General features: G+C 68.9%; 13 protein-coding genes. 6 read left to right on the forward strand and 7 right to left on the reverse strand.

Annotation, left to right across the window (positions count from 1 at the left end; translation table 11 throughout):
- Window positions 1-61 precede the first annotated feature (61 nt).
- Window positions 62-727 carry a class I SAM-dependent methyltransferase gene (locus tag OG524_RS04665; protein ID WP_405809185.1) on the forward strand — a complete coding sequence of 222 codons (666 nt, stop codon included), beginning with the start codon at window positions 62-64 and terminating at the stop codon, window positions 725-727.
- A gap of 704 nt (window positions 728-1,431) precedes the next feature.
- Here the strand turns inward: OG524_RS04665 and OG524_RS04670 are convergent.
- The 3 genes from OG524_RS04670 to OG524_RS04680 all read right to left on the reverse strand — a co-directional run bounded on the left by OG524_RS04670 (window position 1,432) and on the right by OG524_RS04680 (window position 4,796).
- Window positions 1,432-2,427 carry a phosphotransferase family protein gene (locus tag OG524_RS04670; protein ID WP_405809187.1) on the reverse strand — a complete coding sequence of 332 codons (996 nt, stop codon included), beginning with the start codon at window positions 2,425-2,427 and terminating at the stop codon, window positions 1,432-1,434.
- A 684-nt stretch (window positions 2,428-3,111) separates the two neighbouring features.
- The gene (locus OG524_RS04675; protein WP_405392207.1) at window positions 3,112-3,855 is read right to left on the reverse strand and encodes an ABC transporter permease; all 744 of its coding nucleotides are present in this window, start codon (window positions 3,853-3,855) and stop codon (window positions 3,112-3,114) included.
- Window positions 3,856-3,860: 5 nt separating this feature from the next.
- Window positions 3,861-4,796, reverse strand: a complete 936-nt coding sequence (locus OG524_RS04680; RefSeq protein ID WP_405392206.1) for an ATP-binding cassette domain-containing protein — start codon at window positions 4,794-4,796, stop codon at window positions 3,861-3,863.
- A gap of 107 nt (window positions 4,797-4,903) precedes the next feature.
- Here OG524_RS04680 and OG524_RS04685 point away from each other — a divergent pair, with 107 nt between their 5' ends.
- The 3 genes from OG524_RS04685 to OG524_RS04695 all read left to right on the forward strand — a co-directional run bounded on the left by OG524_RS04685 (window position 4,904) and on the right by OG524_RS04695 (window position 7,989).
- Complete coding sequence (locus tag OG524_RS04685) at window positions 4,904-6,076, forward strand: sensor histidine kinase (RefSeq protein ID WP_405809190.1); 1,173 nt, start codon at window positions 4,904-4,906, stop codon at window positions 6,074-6,076.
- 4 nt (window positions 6,077-6,080) lie between these two features.
- Entirely contained in the window at window positions 6,081-6,731 is a 651-nt protein-coding gene (locus OG524_RS04690) for a response regulator (RefSeq protein ID WP_405392204.1), read from the forward strand.
- A 100-nt stretch (window positions 6,732-6,831) separates the two neighbouring features.
- The gene (locus OG524_RS04695) at window positions 6,832-7,989 is read left to right on the forward strand and encodes an ROK family protein (RefSeq protein WP_405392203.1); all 1,158 of its coding nucleotides are present in this window, start codon (window positions 6,832-6,834) and stop codon (window positions 7,987-7,989) included.
- Window positions 7,990-8,077: 88 nt separating this feature from the next.
- On the opposite strand, the gene OG524_RS04700 is transcribed toward OG524_RS04695, so the two are convergent.
- The 4 genes from OG524_RS04700 to OG524_RS04715 all read right to left on the reverse strand — a co-directional run bounded on the left by OG524_RS04700 (window position 8,078) and on the right by OG524_RS04715 (window position 13,161).
- A complete protein-coding gene (locus OG524_RS04700) occupies window positions 8,078-8,848 on the reverse strand; it encodes a GntR family transcriptional regulator (protein WP_405392202.1) in 771 nt (256 codons plus the stop codon).
- Between the two features lie 333 nt (window positions 8,849-9,181).
- Window positions 9,182-10,066 (reverse strand): RNA polymerase sigma-70 factor, encoded by an 885-nt coding sequence (locus OG524_RS04705; protein ID WP_405392201.1) that lies wholly within the window; start codon window positions 10,064-10,066, stop codon window positions 9,182-9,184.
- Between the two features lie 116 nt (window positions 10,067-10,182).
- Window positions 10,183-10,725: a GNAT family N-acetyltransferase gene (locus tag OG524_RS04710; protein WP_405809191.1), complete on the reverse strand. Its 543-nt coding sequence runs from the start codon at window positions 10,723-10,725 to the stop codon at window positions 10,183-10,185.
- Between the two features lie 1,440 nt (window positions 10,726-12,165).
- A complete protein-coding gene (locus OG524_RS04715) occupies window positions 12,166-13,161 on the reverse strand; it encodes a LysR family transcriptional regulator (RefSeq protein ID WP_405392199.1) in 996 nt (331 codons plus the stop codon).
- A 189-nt stretch (window positions 13,162-13,350) separates the two neighbouring features.
- Here OG524_RS04715 and OG524_RS04720 point away from each other — a divergent pair, with 189 nt between their 5' ends.
- Both OG524_RS04720 and OG524_RS04725 read left to right on the forward strand, forming a co-directional pair.
- Window positions 13,351-13,878, forward strand: a complete 528-nt coding sequence (locus OG524_RS04720) for an SRPBCC domain-containing protein (protein ID WP_405392198.1) — start codon at window positions 13,351-13,353, stop codon at window positions 13,876-13,878.
- Window positions 13,875-14,765, forward strand: coding sequence for an NAD(P)-dependent oxidoreductase (locus tag OG524_RS04725; RefSeq protein ID WP_405392197.1), 891 nt, complete (start codon window positions 13,875-13,877; stop codon window positions 14,763-14,765). The genes OG524_RS04720 and OG524_RS04725 overlap by 4 nt, the downstream gene beginning before the upstream one ends.
- The last annotated feature ends 24 nt before the right edge of the window (window positions 14,766-14,789 follow it).

A 14,789-nucleotide genomic window follows, 5' to 3' on the forward strand; every position in this document is an offset into this window, starting at 1 on the left:
TCCGCGCAGATGATTCGAATTGGGTCGCCCGGTGAGCGGTTGTCGTCCTAGGGTTCCCGCCATGGACTGGCGGACCTGGCACGACCGATACGATCTTGGCGGCTCCTGGCTGGAACGGCGGCTGCAAGCCGTTCAATCACAGATCCGGGCTGCCCTGGACCGCAGCCCGTCCGGTCCTCTGCAGGTGATCAGCCTGTGCGCCGGCCAGGGGCGTGACCTGCTCGGGGTGCTGGCCGACCATCCTCGTCGCGACGATGTCCGTGCCCGTCTGGTCGAGTTGGACCCGCGGAACACCGCGTTCGCCGGGGACCTGGTACGAGCCGCCGACCTGGATCAGGTGGAAGTGGTGACGGCGGACGCCTCCCTCACCGATCAGTACCGCGGCATGGTGCCGGCGGACCTCGTACTGGTCTGCGGCGTCTTCGGCAACATCGCGGACGCGGACATCGACCGCACCATCGACGCATGCTCCCAGTTGTGCAGGACGGGTGGCACGGTCATCTGGACCCGCCACCGTGCCGAACCGGACCGGGTGCCGCTGATCTGTGAGCGGTTCGCGACCCGAGGGTTCGATCTGCAGTGGCTGTCGGAACGGGAAGCCGGCTTCGGCGTGGGCGCGCACCGCTTCACCGGCGAGCCGCAGCGGTTGGCGTCGGGTGTGCAGCTCTTCGGATTCATCGGATACGACGTGCTCAAGCAGGCGAACACGGAGGCAGACGGCGCATGAGAACGGCCGACTGCCCCTGCCCGGCTCCTCCGGAGCTCACGACGCCGCGCTGCCCGGCCCGGTCAAGGCCCCGACGCCATCGCCGGGCAGCCTCCTGCGCCGGCTCCGCCACCCCGATGCCGCTGCACCGGTGGCACTGCGCCGATGCCGCTGCGCTGGTGCCACCTCACAGGTGGCGCGCCAGCTCGGTGTCGGCTGGCTCTATTCACGATTGGTGCCGTCAGTTGTTCATGGGCTGGGAGGCACCGGATCCACGGTCTGGTGATGTCCACAAGTCTTGGTTCTGGCTCAACTTCTTTGATGTGAGCGGTCACGCCGGTCGCTGGACGAAGCCGTGTCCGGCGTTTCCCAGGTCAGGCCAGTGGAGCAGGCTCCTGGAAGAGACACTCGCTCTCCGCACCACAGAAGTGAGCCAGAACCCAAGTCTTGGCAGCGCTGAGGTGCGTGCCGGGGCAGCCCCACCTTCAACGGCACCATCAGCGGGACTGACACCGACTCCTACCGCCTCGCCAGCACCCGAGCCCGGGGGCAGAAGAGCCCGCCGCGGATAGCTGACTTCTGCGGCTTCAGTCTCGACGGCCCGCCGTCCTCGCGGGCGGCGGGCCGTCCCATGCGCTGACGTCATCCCGAGGGGCCGTCTGGCTTCTTGTGGCCGACGGTCTCGGAGATCGCCCAGCCCTGGCACAAACACGCGGGGCGCGTCCTTAACTCACCGGGACCAGTGCCAGCGCTTCGTTCAGGTGATGCTCGGCAACCCCTCGCATGAATTCCCGGTCGGGGAAGTCCCCGTCGAGCAGGCGCAGCGGGCCGGCTGTCAGCGACAGATGCTGGGTGAGTTTGTAGAGCGCGAGGCGGTCCTCGTCGAGGCCGTCCACCGCCAACTGCTGATACTGGCTGTTGGTATGGCGGAGGCGTAGGAACACGTGCTCCCACTCGACGTCGAAGTACAGCAGGTTCTCGATGTCGATCACGACGGGATGGCCGTCCCGGTCGACCATGACGTGGTCCAGGCCCAGCTCGCCGTGGACGACGGAGTACTCGGCGCGTGGCCGAATCGCCGCGGTCAGCTGACGCAGCCGCCCCTCCAGCTGATCGCGGGCGTCGGCGATCCTGGGGTCGCGCGCGGTCGCCTCGGCGAGGCAGCGCAGCGCGAAGGCGAGCGCTGCCTGCTCGCACGAGGCCGACCGTGATGTGCCGCCCCCGTCGATCAGAGCGACCTTGCCGAAGGACGGTGCCCGGTGCCCGCGCATCATCGCCAGGCTCTCAGCAAGGCGCGTCATGGTCGGCTCCGCGGCACGCGGGTCACGGTTGCGCAGGTCCATCAGTTTCTCGCCGGGCACGTCCTCGACGATCGCGAGGTCGGCCGGGTAGTGGGTGCGGTCACGATCGGCCAGGTGGATCTCAAGGACCCGAAGGCCCAGCGCCTCCAGCCGTGCGTGCGCGGCCTCGAACAGGTCGAGCCCGATGGCGGGCGAGAACGGGTCGGCGAGGTCGCCGTCGTGCTCGGTGGCCGGCCAGTAGTTCTCGGAGTCCTCCCACAGATAGGCGATCGCCGTCAGGGCGTCGTCCATCGTCAGCCGATAGACGCCCTTCGTGGTGCCGCCCGCGAGTCGCTCGACCGCCTCCAACCGTCGCCCGCCGCCCAGTGCGGCCCGCACCGCACCCGCCAACTGATGCCGCGTCACTTCCTTAGGTGCCATGCCCGCAACCCGCCTTCCGCCTTGATAACTGGGGCACCCTACGCGAGTCATCGTTCATCGCCGCACGAATTACTCCGAAGGTGTCATGCATGATTCAAGAACAGGCACCGGGTGGCATGCCATCCCATGCACTGACGTCATTTCTCGGGTTCTGGCTCAACTTCTGTGGTTCGGAGAGCGAGTGCCTCCTCCATGAGCCTGCTCCACCGGCCTGACCTGCGAGCCGCGGGACACGGCTCCGTCCAGAGACCGGCGTGACCGCTCACATCACAGAAGTTGAGCCAGAACCATTTCTCGTGAACATTCGCGCGCCCATCGACCTCCAGATGTTGCCCAAAGTGCCGGACAAACGCTGCTGCTGAAAGCGAACGAGCCAGCCGGCGGAAGGACACCGGCGACTCTGATGAAGACCTGGTCCACTGTGGCGCCCCGACGACTGGATCGCCGCCAACCGTCCACCGGTCTGCTGATGCCCGAGCCCTGCACGGTGCATGGTGCGTTCCGGAAGGAAATCCCTGGTGCGCGTTGCCTCGATGAGGCGGAGGTGTGTGCGGTGGTCATGCCGTCCGTGGACCATCCGCACTGGCACCCGGCTTCTCCCCGGCCGCTCACCCGCACCCGCGGCATCCCAGACCCGTCTCATGTCGGGTGCCCGAAGGGGTGAGGTGATATCCGTGCCGCTGCTCAGGCGTCCCTGGTCCGCACCGTCCACCAGCCGGCGAACAGTGTCAGGGCGGCCCATCCGGCCGTGACGGCCAGACCGGTCCACGGGCCCAGGCTTCCTTCCGGATTCTGGTAGAGCACCAACTGCCCGGCCCGGTCCGGCAGGTACTGGGCAACTCCGCCGGCTATGTCTCCGACCACGAAGGAAACGATCAGGATGAAGGGGATGAGTAGGCTGAGCACGGCAACCGCACTGCGAAGCACCGCCGTCAGTCCCGCCGAGAACAGGGCGATGAGAGCCAGGTAGACACCGCCACCGAACGCCGCCCGCAGAGCGCCGGGCTCGCCGAGACCGATCGCGTACTCACCCATGAACAGCTGGCCCACCAGGAATGTGGCGAAGCTGGTGATCAGTCCCACGACGAGGGCGAGCCCACCGACCACCGCAATCTTCGCGGCGTAGAAGAGGCCGCGGCTCGGGACGGCCGTGAGCGATATCCGCAGGGCTCCGTTCAGGAACTCGGACGAAAGAGCGGTCGCACCGAAGCTGATGGCTGCGATCTGGCCGAAGTTCAGGGCGTAGAAAGCGGAGAAGACTACGTCGTTACCCGGATTGTCCGCCTCGGCCTGCCCGACTGTGGCGAACACGAGCACCGTGACAAGGAGGGTGGCGGCGAAGACCGCTATGAGCGAACCGAAGACGGACCGCACTGATTTCATCTTGATCCACTCGGAGTGCAGTACCGCGGTCGTCGACATGGTCATGATGGTCAGACCTCCTGGCCGGCGGTGGGAGATGTGGTGGCGGCGAATTCCGTTTCGGTCGCCGTGAGATCGAGGTAGGCCTCTTCCAGCGTGGCCTGCTCGTCGATGAGTTCGAGAAGGGGGATGCCTTCGAAGGCGGCCAGGGCGCCGATCTCCTCCGCCGTGGCTCCGTCCACCGCCCACCGCCCGTCGTCGTCCTGTACGGGCTCGTATCCCTTGTGGATCAATGCATCGCGCAGCCGCGCCGATTCCGTCGTGCGCAGCCGGACACCGGGCCGGCTGCGGGACGCGAGGAACTCCCGCATCGGCATGTCGACAAGGAGCCTGCCCTTGCCGAGAACGACCAGATGATCGGCGAACGACGAGGTCTCGTTCATCAGATGGCTGGAGACCAGGACCGTGCGGCCCTCACCGGCCAGTCTCCGCATCAGCTCTCGGATCCAGACGATGCCTTCCGGATCCAGCCCGTTCGACGGCTCGTCCAGCATCACCACCTCGGGGTCCCCGAGAAGGGCCGCGGCGATACCGAGGCGCTGCCGCATTCCGAGCGAGAACGTCTTGATCCGCCGCCCTGAGACCGAGCCGAGGCCGGCCTCCACCAGCACCTCCTCGACTCTGCTGCCCTCTATGCCGTTGCTGGTGGCGAGTGCCAGCAGATGATTACGGGCGGTCCTCGAACCGTGTGCCGCCTGGGCGTCGAGCAGGGCGCCCACCCGGCGCAGCGGATTTACCAGTGATGTGTAGGTCTGCCCGCCGATCGTCGCGGTGCCGCCGGTCGCCCGGTCCAGGCCGAGGACCAGGCGCATGGTGGTGGACTTGCCCGCGCCGTTGGGCCCGAGGAATCCCGTCACCCGGCCGGGTCGCACGCTGAACGTGAGGTGGTCCACCGCACGGGTGGGTCCGTAGTCCTTGGTGAGCTCGTGCACGTCGATGCTGGTCATGACCTCAGCCTGGCCGCGGGGCCAGGTCCGTGGCCTCCCCCGCCCGGGTGGATCGTCTCCCTCTCCCGGGGGAGCCGTCCCCCGGCCGGCGCTGGCACGATGGCAGCATGCGCCGCTACCTCGCAAGGCTGGCCAGACCGGCCACGTACAGTCGCTGGCTGCACCTGCTCATTCCGGCCGCGGTGGCCAGCGTGTGGCTGTTCATCTCGCCGAGCAGGCCCTGGATGCCGTTCCTGTTCGCGATACCTGTCGGGCTGCTTCCGGCGATGCGCCTCGGCGAAGGAATCCAGGCGCAGCTGCTGCTCACGCCCGACCAGCGGGGCCGCCCCGACGCCGCGATCTCCGCCGATCCGGCCACGACATGGACCGCCCGCTGGCGCACTGTTGCCTGGCTGGAGGTACGGCTGGTTCTCGCGACGGTGGCGACCTTCGCGACGGTCTGGCTGCCGGCGACGACGGTCGATCTCGTGCGAGGTTCGTTCGGAACGGCTCCGAGCGAGGACTGGCTGGCCCGAGGTGTCGAGCCAGGCTGGTGGTGCGCCCTGCTCGCCCCCCTGCCGATTCTCCTGCTGCTCGGTGTGGTCGTGCTGTGCGGTGACATCGTCACAGCTGCTGCCCGCCGGCTGCTCGGCCCGTCACCCGTGGAACGGATGACCGCGCTGGAGGAGCGCACCGAGATGCTCCTCGAACGCAATCGCATAGCGCGCGAGCTCCATGATTCGATCGGGCACGCGCTGACGGTCGCGGTCGTACAGGCGGGGGCGGCCCGGACGGCGGGTGACCCGGAGTTCACACAGCGGGCACTCGCCGCGATCGAGGAGACGGGACGCGACGCGTTGGACGATCTGGAGCGGGTCCTGCGGGTGCTGCGCGAATCGGACACTCCCGCGAGTGGGCGTCCGACACTGGCGGAGGCCGACAAGCTGCTGGACTCGGCTCGTGGCTCCGGGGCGAAGATCGACGCGGAGGTGTCCGGTTCACTCGATCTGATCCCGGGTCCGGTGTCCCGTGAGGGGTATCGGATCCTGCAGGAGTCACTCACCAATGTGCTGCGTCACGCCGGTGCCGTCCCCGTGCGGGTGAGGATCCGCGTCGCGGGTGCCTCGTTGGAGCTGGAGGTGACCAATCCTCTCGAGGGGTCGCCCCGTGGGCAGGGCGGCGGCAGCGGGCTGCGGGGCATCCGGGAGCGGGCCGCTCTGCTGGGCGGAAAGGCCAAGACGGGTCCGTACGACGGAGAGTGGATGGTGCACGCGAGCCTCCCGCTGGAGCACATACGCTGACCGGATGCCGGTTACCGTACTTCTGGTCGACGACGAGCCTCTGGTGCGCGCGGGACTGCGCGCGGTCCTTGAGGCCCAGCCCGATATCGAGGTGGTGGGTGAGGCCTCCGACGGCGCGGCCGTGATTCCTCTCGTACGTCAACTGCGCCCCGATGTGGTGGCGATGGATGTGCGGATGCCCTTGATGGACGGGATCGAGACGACGCGGGTGGTGCTGCGTACCGTTCCCGAACCGCCGAAGATCCTGGTGGTCACCACGTTCGAGAACGACGAGTACGTCTACGAGGCGCTGCGAGCCGGCGCGGACGGGTTTCTGCTCAAGCGGGCCCGGCCCGCGGAGATCGTGCACGCGGTACGGCTGGTGGCCGAGGGGGAGTCACTGTTGTTCCCCGCAGCGGTCAGACAGCTCGCCGCCGAGTACGGCACCACGAAGGCGCGGGCGGTCATGGACCGGGCGGCGCTCACCGACCGTGAGGCGGCGGTGCTCCGTCTGATGGCGCGGGGCCTGTCCAACGCGGAGATCGCGGCCAAGCTCGTGGTCGGGGTGGAGACGGTGAAGTCGCATGTCAGCGCGGTGCTGGCGAAGTTGGGGGCGAGGGACCGAACCCAGGCGGTGATCGCGGCCTACGAGTCCGGCTTCGTGGCTCCGGGCTGACCGAGGTCACCTCTCGGTACCGGCTCCGGGTGGCTGTCGCCGCGACCTCGGCCAACGAGTACGATCCGGCAGACATGCGCACGACCTGGGAGGACACACCGTGGGCCGGCTGACCGGTGGGGACCCGTCTCTGCTGCGGCGGATCAATTCCGCGGTGGTTCTGCATGCCCTCCGGGGGGCCGAATCTCCGACGCTCACGGACCTGACCCGGATCACGGGCCTGTCCCGTCCCACGGTCGAGGGCGTGGTCGAGGGCCTCTTCGCAGCGGGCCTGGTCGTCGAGGCTATGCCCGACGAGAGCGGAGCCCGAAAGCAGGGACGGCCCGCGAGACGGTTCAGGTTCCGTGCCGAGGCAGGTCATCTGCTGGGTATCGAGATCGGTCCTCATCGCGTCTCGGCGCTGCTGTCCGGGCTGGACGGCCGGATCATAGGTGCCGGTTCACGCGAGGTGTCCGAGACCGCGTGTGCGGATGACAGGATCGACCAGGTCAGGGCCGTGATCGCCGATGTTCTGCGGCGCACTGGGGTCGCCCGGAGCAGTCTGCGCGCGGTCGGTGTGGGAAGCCCCGGCATCGTGGAGGCCGACGGCACCGTGCGGCTGGGTACGGCGCTGCCCGACTGGACCGGCCTCGCACTGGGCGAGAAGCTGCGGCGTTCCTTCCGCTGTCCGGTGCTGGTGGAGAACGACGCGAATGCGGCTGCCGTGGCCGAGCACTGGAAGGGTGCGGCCACGGAGTCCGACGACATCGTCTTCGTCCTGGCCGGTCTGAGCCCCGGGGCGGGTTCGCTGATCGGCGGGCGGCTGCACCGCGGGTTCGGTGGTGCGGCGGGCGAGATCGGTGCGCTGCACCTGCTGGGCCGGGATGTCACGCCGGAACACCTGCTCTCCACGACGGACACCCCGTTGGATCCGCTGGACGAACACGCAGTCGCCGCGGTGTTCGCGGCGGCCAAGCAGGGCGACGCCGGAGCGCGGGCAGCCGTCGAGCGGTTCATTCAGAGGCTGGTACACGATGTCGCCGCCCTGGTGCTCGCCCTCGACCCCGAGCTGGTGGTGATCGGAGGCTGGGCCGCCGGCCTGGACGGTGTCCTGGATCCGCTCCGGGACGAGCTGGCCCGCTACTGTCTGCGGCCGCCCCGGGTGACCCTCTCGCTGCTGGGTGAGGCCGCTGTCGCCACCGGCGCCCTGCGGCTGGCCCTGGACCATGTCGAGGAGCAGCTCTTCGCCGTGGAGGGTACGGTGACGGCCCGCCGCTGACTGCGACGGGCCGCACGGGTGTTGCTGGGGGGGCTCCGCCGGAGGGCGGCGCGTCGGCGCCGGGGACAGGAACCTCGGAGCCGGTGAGTCAGGAGGCCTGCTGCTCCTGCTCCTCGTGGCTGATCTCCAGGGCGCCGGAGTCACCGAAGGTGAGCCGGCAGGTGTCGGCCCGGTAGGTGGCCACAGAAACGGCGGCCGTACCGGAAGCGGCGAAGTAGCGCGTCGTGACCACGAGAACCGGGGCACCGGGAAGCCGGTCGAGCTCCCTGGCGTCGTCCGCCCGGGCCGATCCCAGCTCGACCGAGCGGTCCTGGCCGTCGAGGCCCAGACGGTGCAGCTCGCGCAGGACGCTCCGTGCCCGGGCCGGGCCGGACGGCGCGTCGATCGCGGAGAGTTCGGGCACGGACGACTGCGGGACGTAGAGGAGCTCCGCGGCGACGGACTGCCCGTTGGCCACACGGATACGGCGCACGACGTGCACCTCGTCCTCGGCGCCGTTGTCGAGTACGGCGGCCACGGCGGCAGGAGCCTTCGCGGTGGTGCACTCGACGGGCTGCCACGCCTCGTCCGACGAGCCTCCGCCAGCCCAGTCGTGCTGCGCCGCGGCGACGGCCACGCCGACACGGGGCGGGGCGACGGTGGTGCCCACACCCCGGCGACGCTGCAGTCTGCCTTCGAGTTCCAGCTGCTCCAGAGCCTGTCGGAGCGTTGCCCGGGCGACGCCGAAGCGCGCCGCGAGATCACGCTCGTTGGGCAGGATCTCTCCCACCGCAAAGTCCGAGTCGAGTGCCTCACTGAGCACGGTCTTGAGGTGCCAGTACTTCGGCTCCTGTACCGATTCCAGCTGCGTGGTCCCCACCCTGATCCTCCGCAATCGCCCAGCGTCCATATCCGCGACGTTATTTATTAAAGGTTCCTGTCTTAACGTTCAGAACCTTAGGGCGGCGTACCACCTTGGTCAAGACCAATACTCTCCCGGTAACGGAGCGGGACGGTCTCTGCCGCAGAGCGTTCACAGGACGTTCGTGGAGCCGTGAGGCCCGGGCAGCGGAAAACCCCACGTCCGGGCAGGCCCGTGGGGCTGGTGCAATGCGGTGCGCGGCTCATGCGGTCGCGGCTCACGCGTCGCCCGGCTACCGCGCGGGGCAGCCGGGCAACAGCCCGGGAGGACGATCGACCAGCTGTCGAAGTCCTAACCCCTGAGCAAACCGGCCAGCTTGTCCGGATTGCGAATGATGTAGGCGCATTGGATGACGCCTCCCCTGACCTCCACCTGGAAGACCGTGTCCGGCTTCCCGTCGACGGTCATCACGAGGGCCGGGCCGCCGTTGAGCTCCACGATCGCGGCCTCCATCCCCGAAACCCCGCCCTGCCCCACGGCGAAGAGGAAGCGGCCGACCTTGTCCGCCGTCTCGATGATCCGGCGCGGCGCCTTCGACTTACCTCCGCCGTCGCCGACCAGCCGCACGTCGGGCGCCAGCAGGGCGAGCAGTTGCTCCAGGTCTCCGCCCGACGCGGCGGCGAGGAAGCGCTCGGTGAGTTCCCGGCGCACGGCCGGATCGACGTCGTAACGCGGCTTGCGTTCCTCCACATGCCGTTTCGCACGGCCTGCGAGCTGGCGTACCGCCGCTTCGGACCGTTCGAGGGTGGCCGCGATCTCCGCGTACGGGAAGCCGAAGGCCTCGCGCAGGACGAAGACCGCGCGTTCCAGCGGGGAGAGTGACTCGAGGACGACCAGCACGGCCAGCGAGACGGAATCGGCGAGGACCACCTGTTCCGCGGTGTCGGGGACTGCGGGCCCGAAGCCGGTGGCAACGGGTTCGGGCAGCCACGGCCCCACGTACGACTCGCGTCTGGACCGCAGGTGGCGCAGGCGGTCGATGGCCAGCCGGGTGGTGATCCGGACAAGGAAGGCCCTCGGCTCCCGCACACCCTCGCGCTCCGCGGACGACCAGCGCAGCCACGCCTCCTGCACCACGTCCTCGACATCGGCCACACGGCCGAGCATCCGGTAGGCGACCCCCGTGAGGACGGGCCGGTTTTCTTCGAACAGATCGGTCGCGGTGTCAGCAGTCACGTCTCCATCCCAGCCGACACGCCGGACAGTGTCCAGCAGGATTCGCCCCGCCCCTTGAACTGCAAGCTACTCAGCGGTAATTAGTGGTGACAAGACGTATCAGCTTGACCAACCCGTCAGTCGAACATCCCGGACACGGCCACTTCTCCCTGCACCCCAGAGGAACCCGGACGAACCCTGGACGAGAGAGCCTTCCAGGCGATGCGCTCCGCTGGATGCTCAGCGATGACGATTGGGTGGGAGCCCAGCTCGACCGCCAGGCCGCTGCCGTTGCCGCCCACGCTCCATCCCCAACCCGCATAGATCGGGATGAGATCACGCCTGCCGTTGGCGAGTTTCGCCACGACCAATCGCTGCCCCGTATCCCTGAACCGGTCCAGCAAGGTCGTACAGAGCAGAGCTCCGATCCCACGCCGCTGGTAATCCGGGTGCACGGCCAGTATGTCCAGCAACCCGATGCGCCTGGTGATGTCCTCTTCGGACACGTCCAGTCCAGACAGGGCGACGGCGATACCTGCCCCTGCGACAAATCCGACGGCCTTGCCGTCGACCTCGGCGACCAGACCGACACCGAACCGGTTGGCGGGGGATGTTTCCGCCAGGTAGAGCTCCAGCTTCTCCGGATCCCTGTGCTCAGCTACCCCACGGAGCAAGGGCATGACCTGCGGCAGATCATCGGACGTCAGCGGCCTGAGAACCGTGGTGAACTTCGGTACAGCCGGCCGGCCCGGTGTTCAGCCCGGCGGCGTGAGGCTCTTCCCATGTCCCCGATGTTGCCACGAACGCGGGAGGTCGCACCCCCTTGCCGACAATCCGCTGGCGAGATCGGCCAGTCCAGCATCGACCCGTTGTCCGCCATCCAGGAAGTGCCATCTGGCGGCCGAGTCAGGGGCAGGAGCCGCGTAACGCCACTCTGCTGCAGGAGCTCCCCGTGCTTCCGGTGAGGTGTGACAGAGGGCGGCACTCACCACACGGGGGCCTCAGATACTCAGAGCCACCCATACAGCTACGGCGAGTGCCAGAACCGAAATCGCTCTCACGTTCGAGAGAGTTACGAACCCAGCGCCTGCAGTCCCAGCAGAACAAATGCGGCCGCCGTACGGGCCTCGGTCACCGAATCTCTCCTCGGTTCGACATGGACTGGTCACGACAGCGGTGAACGAAGAGAAGTTGGCGGCTATATCACAGGTCGCCCTCATGATTCCTTGCCGACCCGCCTTCGCCGGATCGACGTGCGGTGGCTGCCCGCTTCTTCTTGACCGGCGGCAGGCGAGTGCCTGACCCAACTCGCATATGCTTGGGGCTGCTTCACCTGAAGCCCTCTCGTTCTTCGCCGGGAGCCGGCGAAGGCCCTGACCCAGGGCTCATGGGGTTGGATGGGAGAAGCCGATGGAACCGAAGGATGGATGCTCGTGCGAGCCACGGCTGTCGTACCGACAGAAGGCCCTGCTCGCCTGGGCGCCCGTGATGGCGGTGCTCATCGAATGTGCGACGCGGTTCGTCCGGTAGCCACCAGACGAGACGTGAACCCAAACGGGCGCCAGGCTTCAGCAATGAGCCCGGCCGAATGCAACACGGCCGGGCTCACTTCCTGCTGACGCAAGCGACGGGCCTGTATCGGTTGCACCCGATGCAGGCCTGTCGCAGTTCTTCGCTACAACTTCATCGTACGGGAGTGCTTGGGCGCTTTGGCCAACTGTGATTCTCGGTGCTGACCAATGCCACCACCAGGGCGGCATTCCCGTCCGTCGGCCGATCCTCAAGCGCCGTAGCGCGTGGCACCGGCCCTTGGTGGCCCGTCAGAAAGGCGCCTACGCCGCGGGGGTGCCTGCCCTTCGCCGAATCGCTCGGCCGACTCGCGCGTCTGTTCCTTGATCTGCCGCTCGGCCGCCGCCTGGATCGCTGCGTCCCGCGGCATGCTCTGCCATGCCGCACGGTGTGCTTCCAAGGCTCGGCGGTAGCGCGAATCGCGGGTCCGGTGCGATGACCCACACCCCTGTTTCGATGCGGACGAGGCGGGGACAGCTGCAGGCGTCGAGGGGTTTACCGAGGCGCGACGGGCCGGCTGCGGCGGTCTCGTTGACGACGGCTCGCTGCTCCTACCAGGTGAGGGCCGCGTGGCGGAGGGTATCGCGGACGCGGATGACGTCGGAGTTGGTCTCGATGCCGGGGCGCTGGACGAGGAAAAGGGTGTTGAGCGGGGGCTCGTCCGGGTCGTGGAGGAAGGCCAGGGTGCCGGCGGTGAGGTGGTCCTGGCACAGGGAGCGGGGCAGGACGCTGTAGCCGGCGCCGGCGGCGACCGCGGAGACGACGGCGTACAGGTTGGGCACGGTGACAGCCGCCTGGGTGGTGAGCTGTCTACCGAGGACGAGCCGCCAGTAACGGCGCACGATGGGCAGGTCCTCCGCGTAGGTGACGAGAGGGATGTCCCTGAGTGCTCCGCAGAGGTCGTCGGCGGTCTGGGCGGTGTCCACCTGTGCCTGCCAGCGGGGGGCTGCTACCAGGACGTACTCCTCGTCAGTGAGGGGCGCCGAGGCCAAGGCGCGGCCCCTGGGTCGCCGGGTGGCGATGACCAGGTCGTGCCGGCCAGCCCGGAGTTCGTCCACGAGTGGTTCGGTCAGGCCGGTGCTGACGCGGAGCTGCACGCCCTCGGCGACCAGCGGGGCGAGTGCGGGCAGTACGCGGGTGCACAGCAGCTCGGAGGGGCCGGCGAGGTGGACAGGAGTGGCTCGGCCCGGGAGGGGGCCGCTGTCCAGGGAGGCCAGGGCGTCGAGGGGCGCGGCGGAGCGGGCGGCGAGTTCGTGGGCGCGAGGAGTGGGTTCGACCCCGCGCGGTAGCCGGGTGAACAGCTCGTACCCGCTGTGCTGCTCCAGTGTGCGGATCTGGGCGGTGACGGTCGGCTGGGACAGGCCGAGCAGAGGCGCCGCCGCGGTGAACGAACCGGCACGGTAGACGGCCAGAAAGGTGCGGAGCAGGTTGAGGTCCGCATGCGGGGCGGTCCTCACCCCTGCGGGGGCGGTCTCGGTCGCGGGCGTCGCGGCCGGGACGGGCTCCCCGGGCCCTGTCGACGGCTCGTCGGGCGGCGAGTGCTTCATGAACCTCAGGATAGCCCCGGAACCCATCGGCACCCCGATGGGAGGGATCGGCTTCCCTATTGGCTGGCCGATGGCTTACGGGCTTAGTTTCGAGGAGTCGCCAAAAGGCGGCAACGGCAGCGGACCGTAATGATGCCCTTGACGCGGCAACGCCGTCCCGAAGTCCGCCCCTCCGAGAGGAACCCCGGCATGACCACGCAGAACGCGATCAACTGGCCCGAGAAGTACCTGCCCGGCACCGGCGACAACTTCGTCTCCAACGAGGTGATCGTCCAGGGTCTGAGCGCCGCCCAGGTGTGGCGCTACCTCGTGGACACCTCGACCTGGGAGTCGTACTACGACAACGTCGCCGACATCTCCTTCCCCCAGGACGGCGGCCCCGAGCTGAAGAAGGACCTCGTCTTCAGCTTCGGCACCTTCGGCTTCCCTCCCCTGGACGCCCGCGTCGTCGAGTTCCAGGACCCCGCCCAGGGCGTGCCCGGACGCCTGTCGTGGACCGCGAAGCAGGACGGCACGCCCGAGGAGCGGCTGGACGTGCTGCACGCCTGGCTGGTGGAGGACCTGCCCGGCGGCCGGCTGCGGATCCTGACCCAGGAATCGCAGATCGGCCGGCCCGCCGCGGCGCTTGCCGGGGAGCGGCCGAACCCGATGCTCAACGGCCACCAGGCATGGCTGGACGGCCTCGTGAACGCCGCGTACGGGAAGGCGGATCGATGACCGGCAGGCGCACCGTCGGTGTCCTCGGCACAGGGATCATGGGGGCCGCAATGGCCCGTACCCTGGCCCGCTGCGGACACACGGTGCGGGCCTGGAACCGCACCCCTGGCAAAGCCGAGCCCCTCGCCGCCGACGGTGTGGAGGTCGCCGCGACCCCGGCCGAGGCCGTCAACGGCGCCGATGTCGTCCTGACCATGCTGTACGACGGCCCTGCCGTCCTCGGCGTTATGGAACAGGCCGCCGAAGCCTTGCGTCCCGGCACGGCGTGGGTGCAGTCGACGACCGCGGGGATCGAGGCGATCGTCGACCTGGCCGGCTTCGCCCGTGCGCACCGGCTCGTCTTCTACGACGCTCCGGTGCTGGGCACCCGGCAGCCCGCCGAAGCCGGGCAGCTGACCGTTCTGGCCGCCGGACCCAGCGATCACCGTGGCGCCGTGACCCCCGTCTTCGACGCGGTCGGCGCTCGCACCGTGTGGACCGGCGAGGACGGGGCCGCCGGGAGCGCCACCCGGCTGAAGCTCGTGGCCAACAGCTGGGTCATCGCCGCCACCAACGCGGCCGGCGAGGTCCTTGCCCTCTCTCAGGCCCTGGGTGTGGACCCGCAGAGCTTCTTCGACGCCATCGCGGGCGGCGGCCTCGACATGCCGTATCTGCGCGCCAAGGCCGGCCTCGTCCTCGATGGCCGGCTGTCCCCGGCCCAGTTCGCCGTGGACACGGCTGCCAAGGACGCCCGCCTCATCGTCGAGGCGGGGCGCCGGCACGGTGTCCGGCTCGACGTCGCCGCCGCGAGCGCCGACCGCCTGGAGCGCGCCGCCGCAGCCGGACACGGCGACGAGGACATGGCCGCCGCGTACTTCGCCAGCTTTGACACGCCGCCGACGTCCTGAAGCCGTGACAACGGCCCTGCCCGC

Source organism: Streptomyces sp. NBC_01520, assembly GCF_045040375.1.
In the GTDB taxonomy this organism is placed as follows: Bacteria; Actinomycetota; Actinomycetes; order Streptomycetales; family Streptomycetaceae; genus Streptomyces.

Coding starts and splice junctions, on each gene's coding strand:
- OG524_RS04665 (WP_405809185.1), top strand. CDS start 62: ATGGACTGGCGGACCTGGCACGACCGATACGATCTTGGCGGCTCCTGG.
- OG524_RS04670 (WP_405809187.1), bottom strand. CDS start 2,427: ATGGCACCTAAGGAAGTGACGCGGCATCAGTTGGCGGGTGCGGTGCGG.
- OG524_RS04675 (WP_405392207.1), bottom strand. CDS start 3,855: ATGACCATGTCGACGACCGCGGTACTGCACTCCGAGTGGATCAAGATG.
- OG524_RS04680 (WP_405392206.1), bottom strand. CDS start 4,796: ATGACCAGCATCGACGTGCACGAGCTCACCAAGGACTACGGACCCACC.
- OG524_RS04685 (WP_405809190.1), top strand. CDS start 4,904: ATGCGCCGCTACCTCGCAAGGCTGGCCAGACCGGCCACGTACAGTCGC.
- OG524_RS04690 (WP_405392204.1), top strand. CDS start 6,081: ATGCCGGTTACCGTACTTCTGGTCGACGACGAGCCTCTGGTGCGCGCG.
- OG524_RS04710 (WP_405809191.1), bottom strand. CDS start 10,725: ATGCCCTTGCTCCGTGGGGTAGCTGAGCACAGGGATCCGGAGAAGCTG.
- OG524_RS04715 (WP_405392199.1), bottom strand. CDS start 13,161: ATGAAGCACTCGCCGCCCGACGAGCCGTCGACAGGGCCCGGGGAGCCC.
- OG524_RS04720 (WP_405392198.1), top strand. CDS start 13,351: ATGACCACGCAGAACGCGATCAACTGGCCCGAGAAGTACCTGCCCGGC.
- OG524_RS04725 (WP_405392197.1), top strand. CDS start 13,875: ATGACCGGCAGGCGCACCGTCGGTGTCCTCGGCACAGGGATCATGGGG.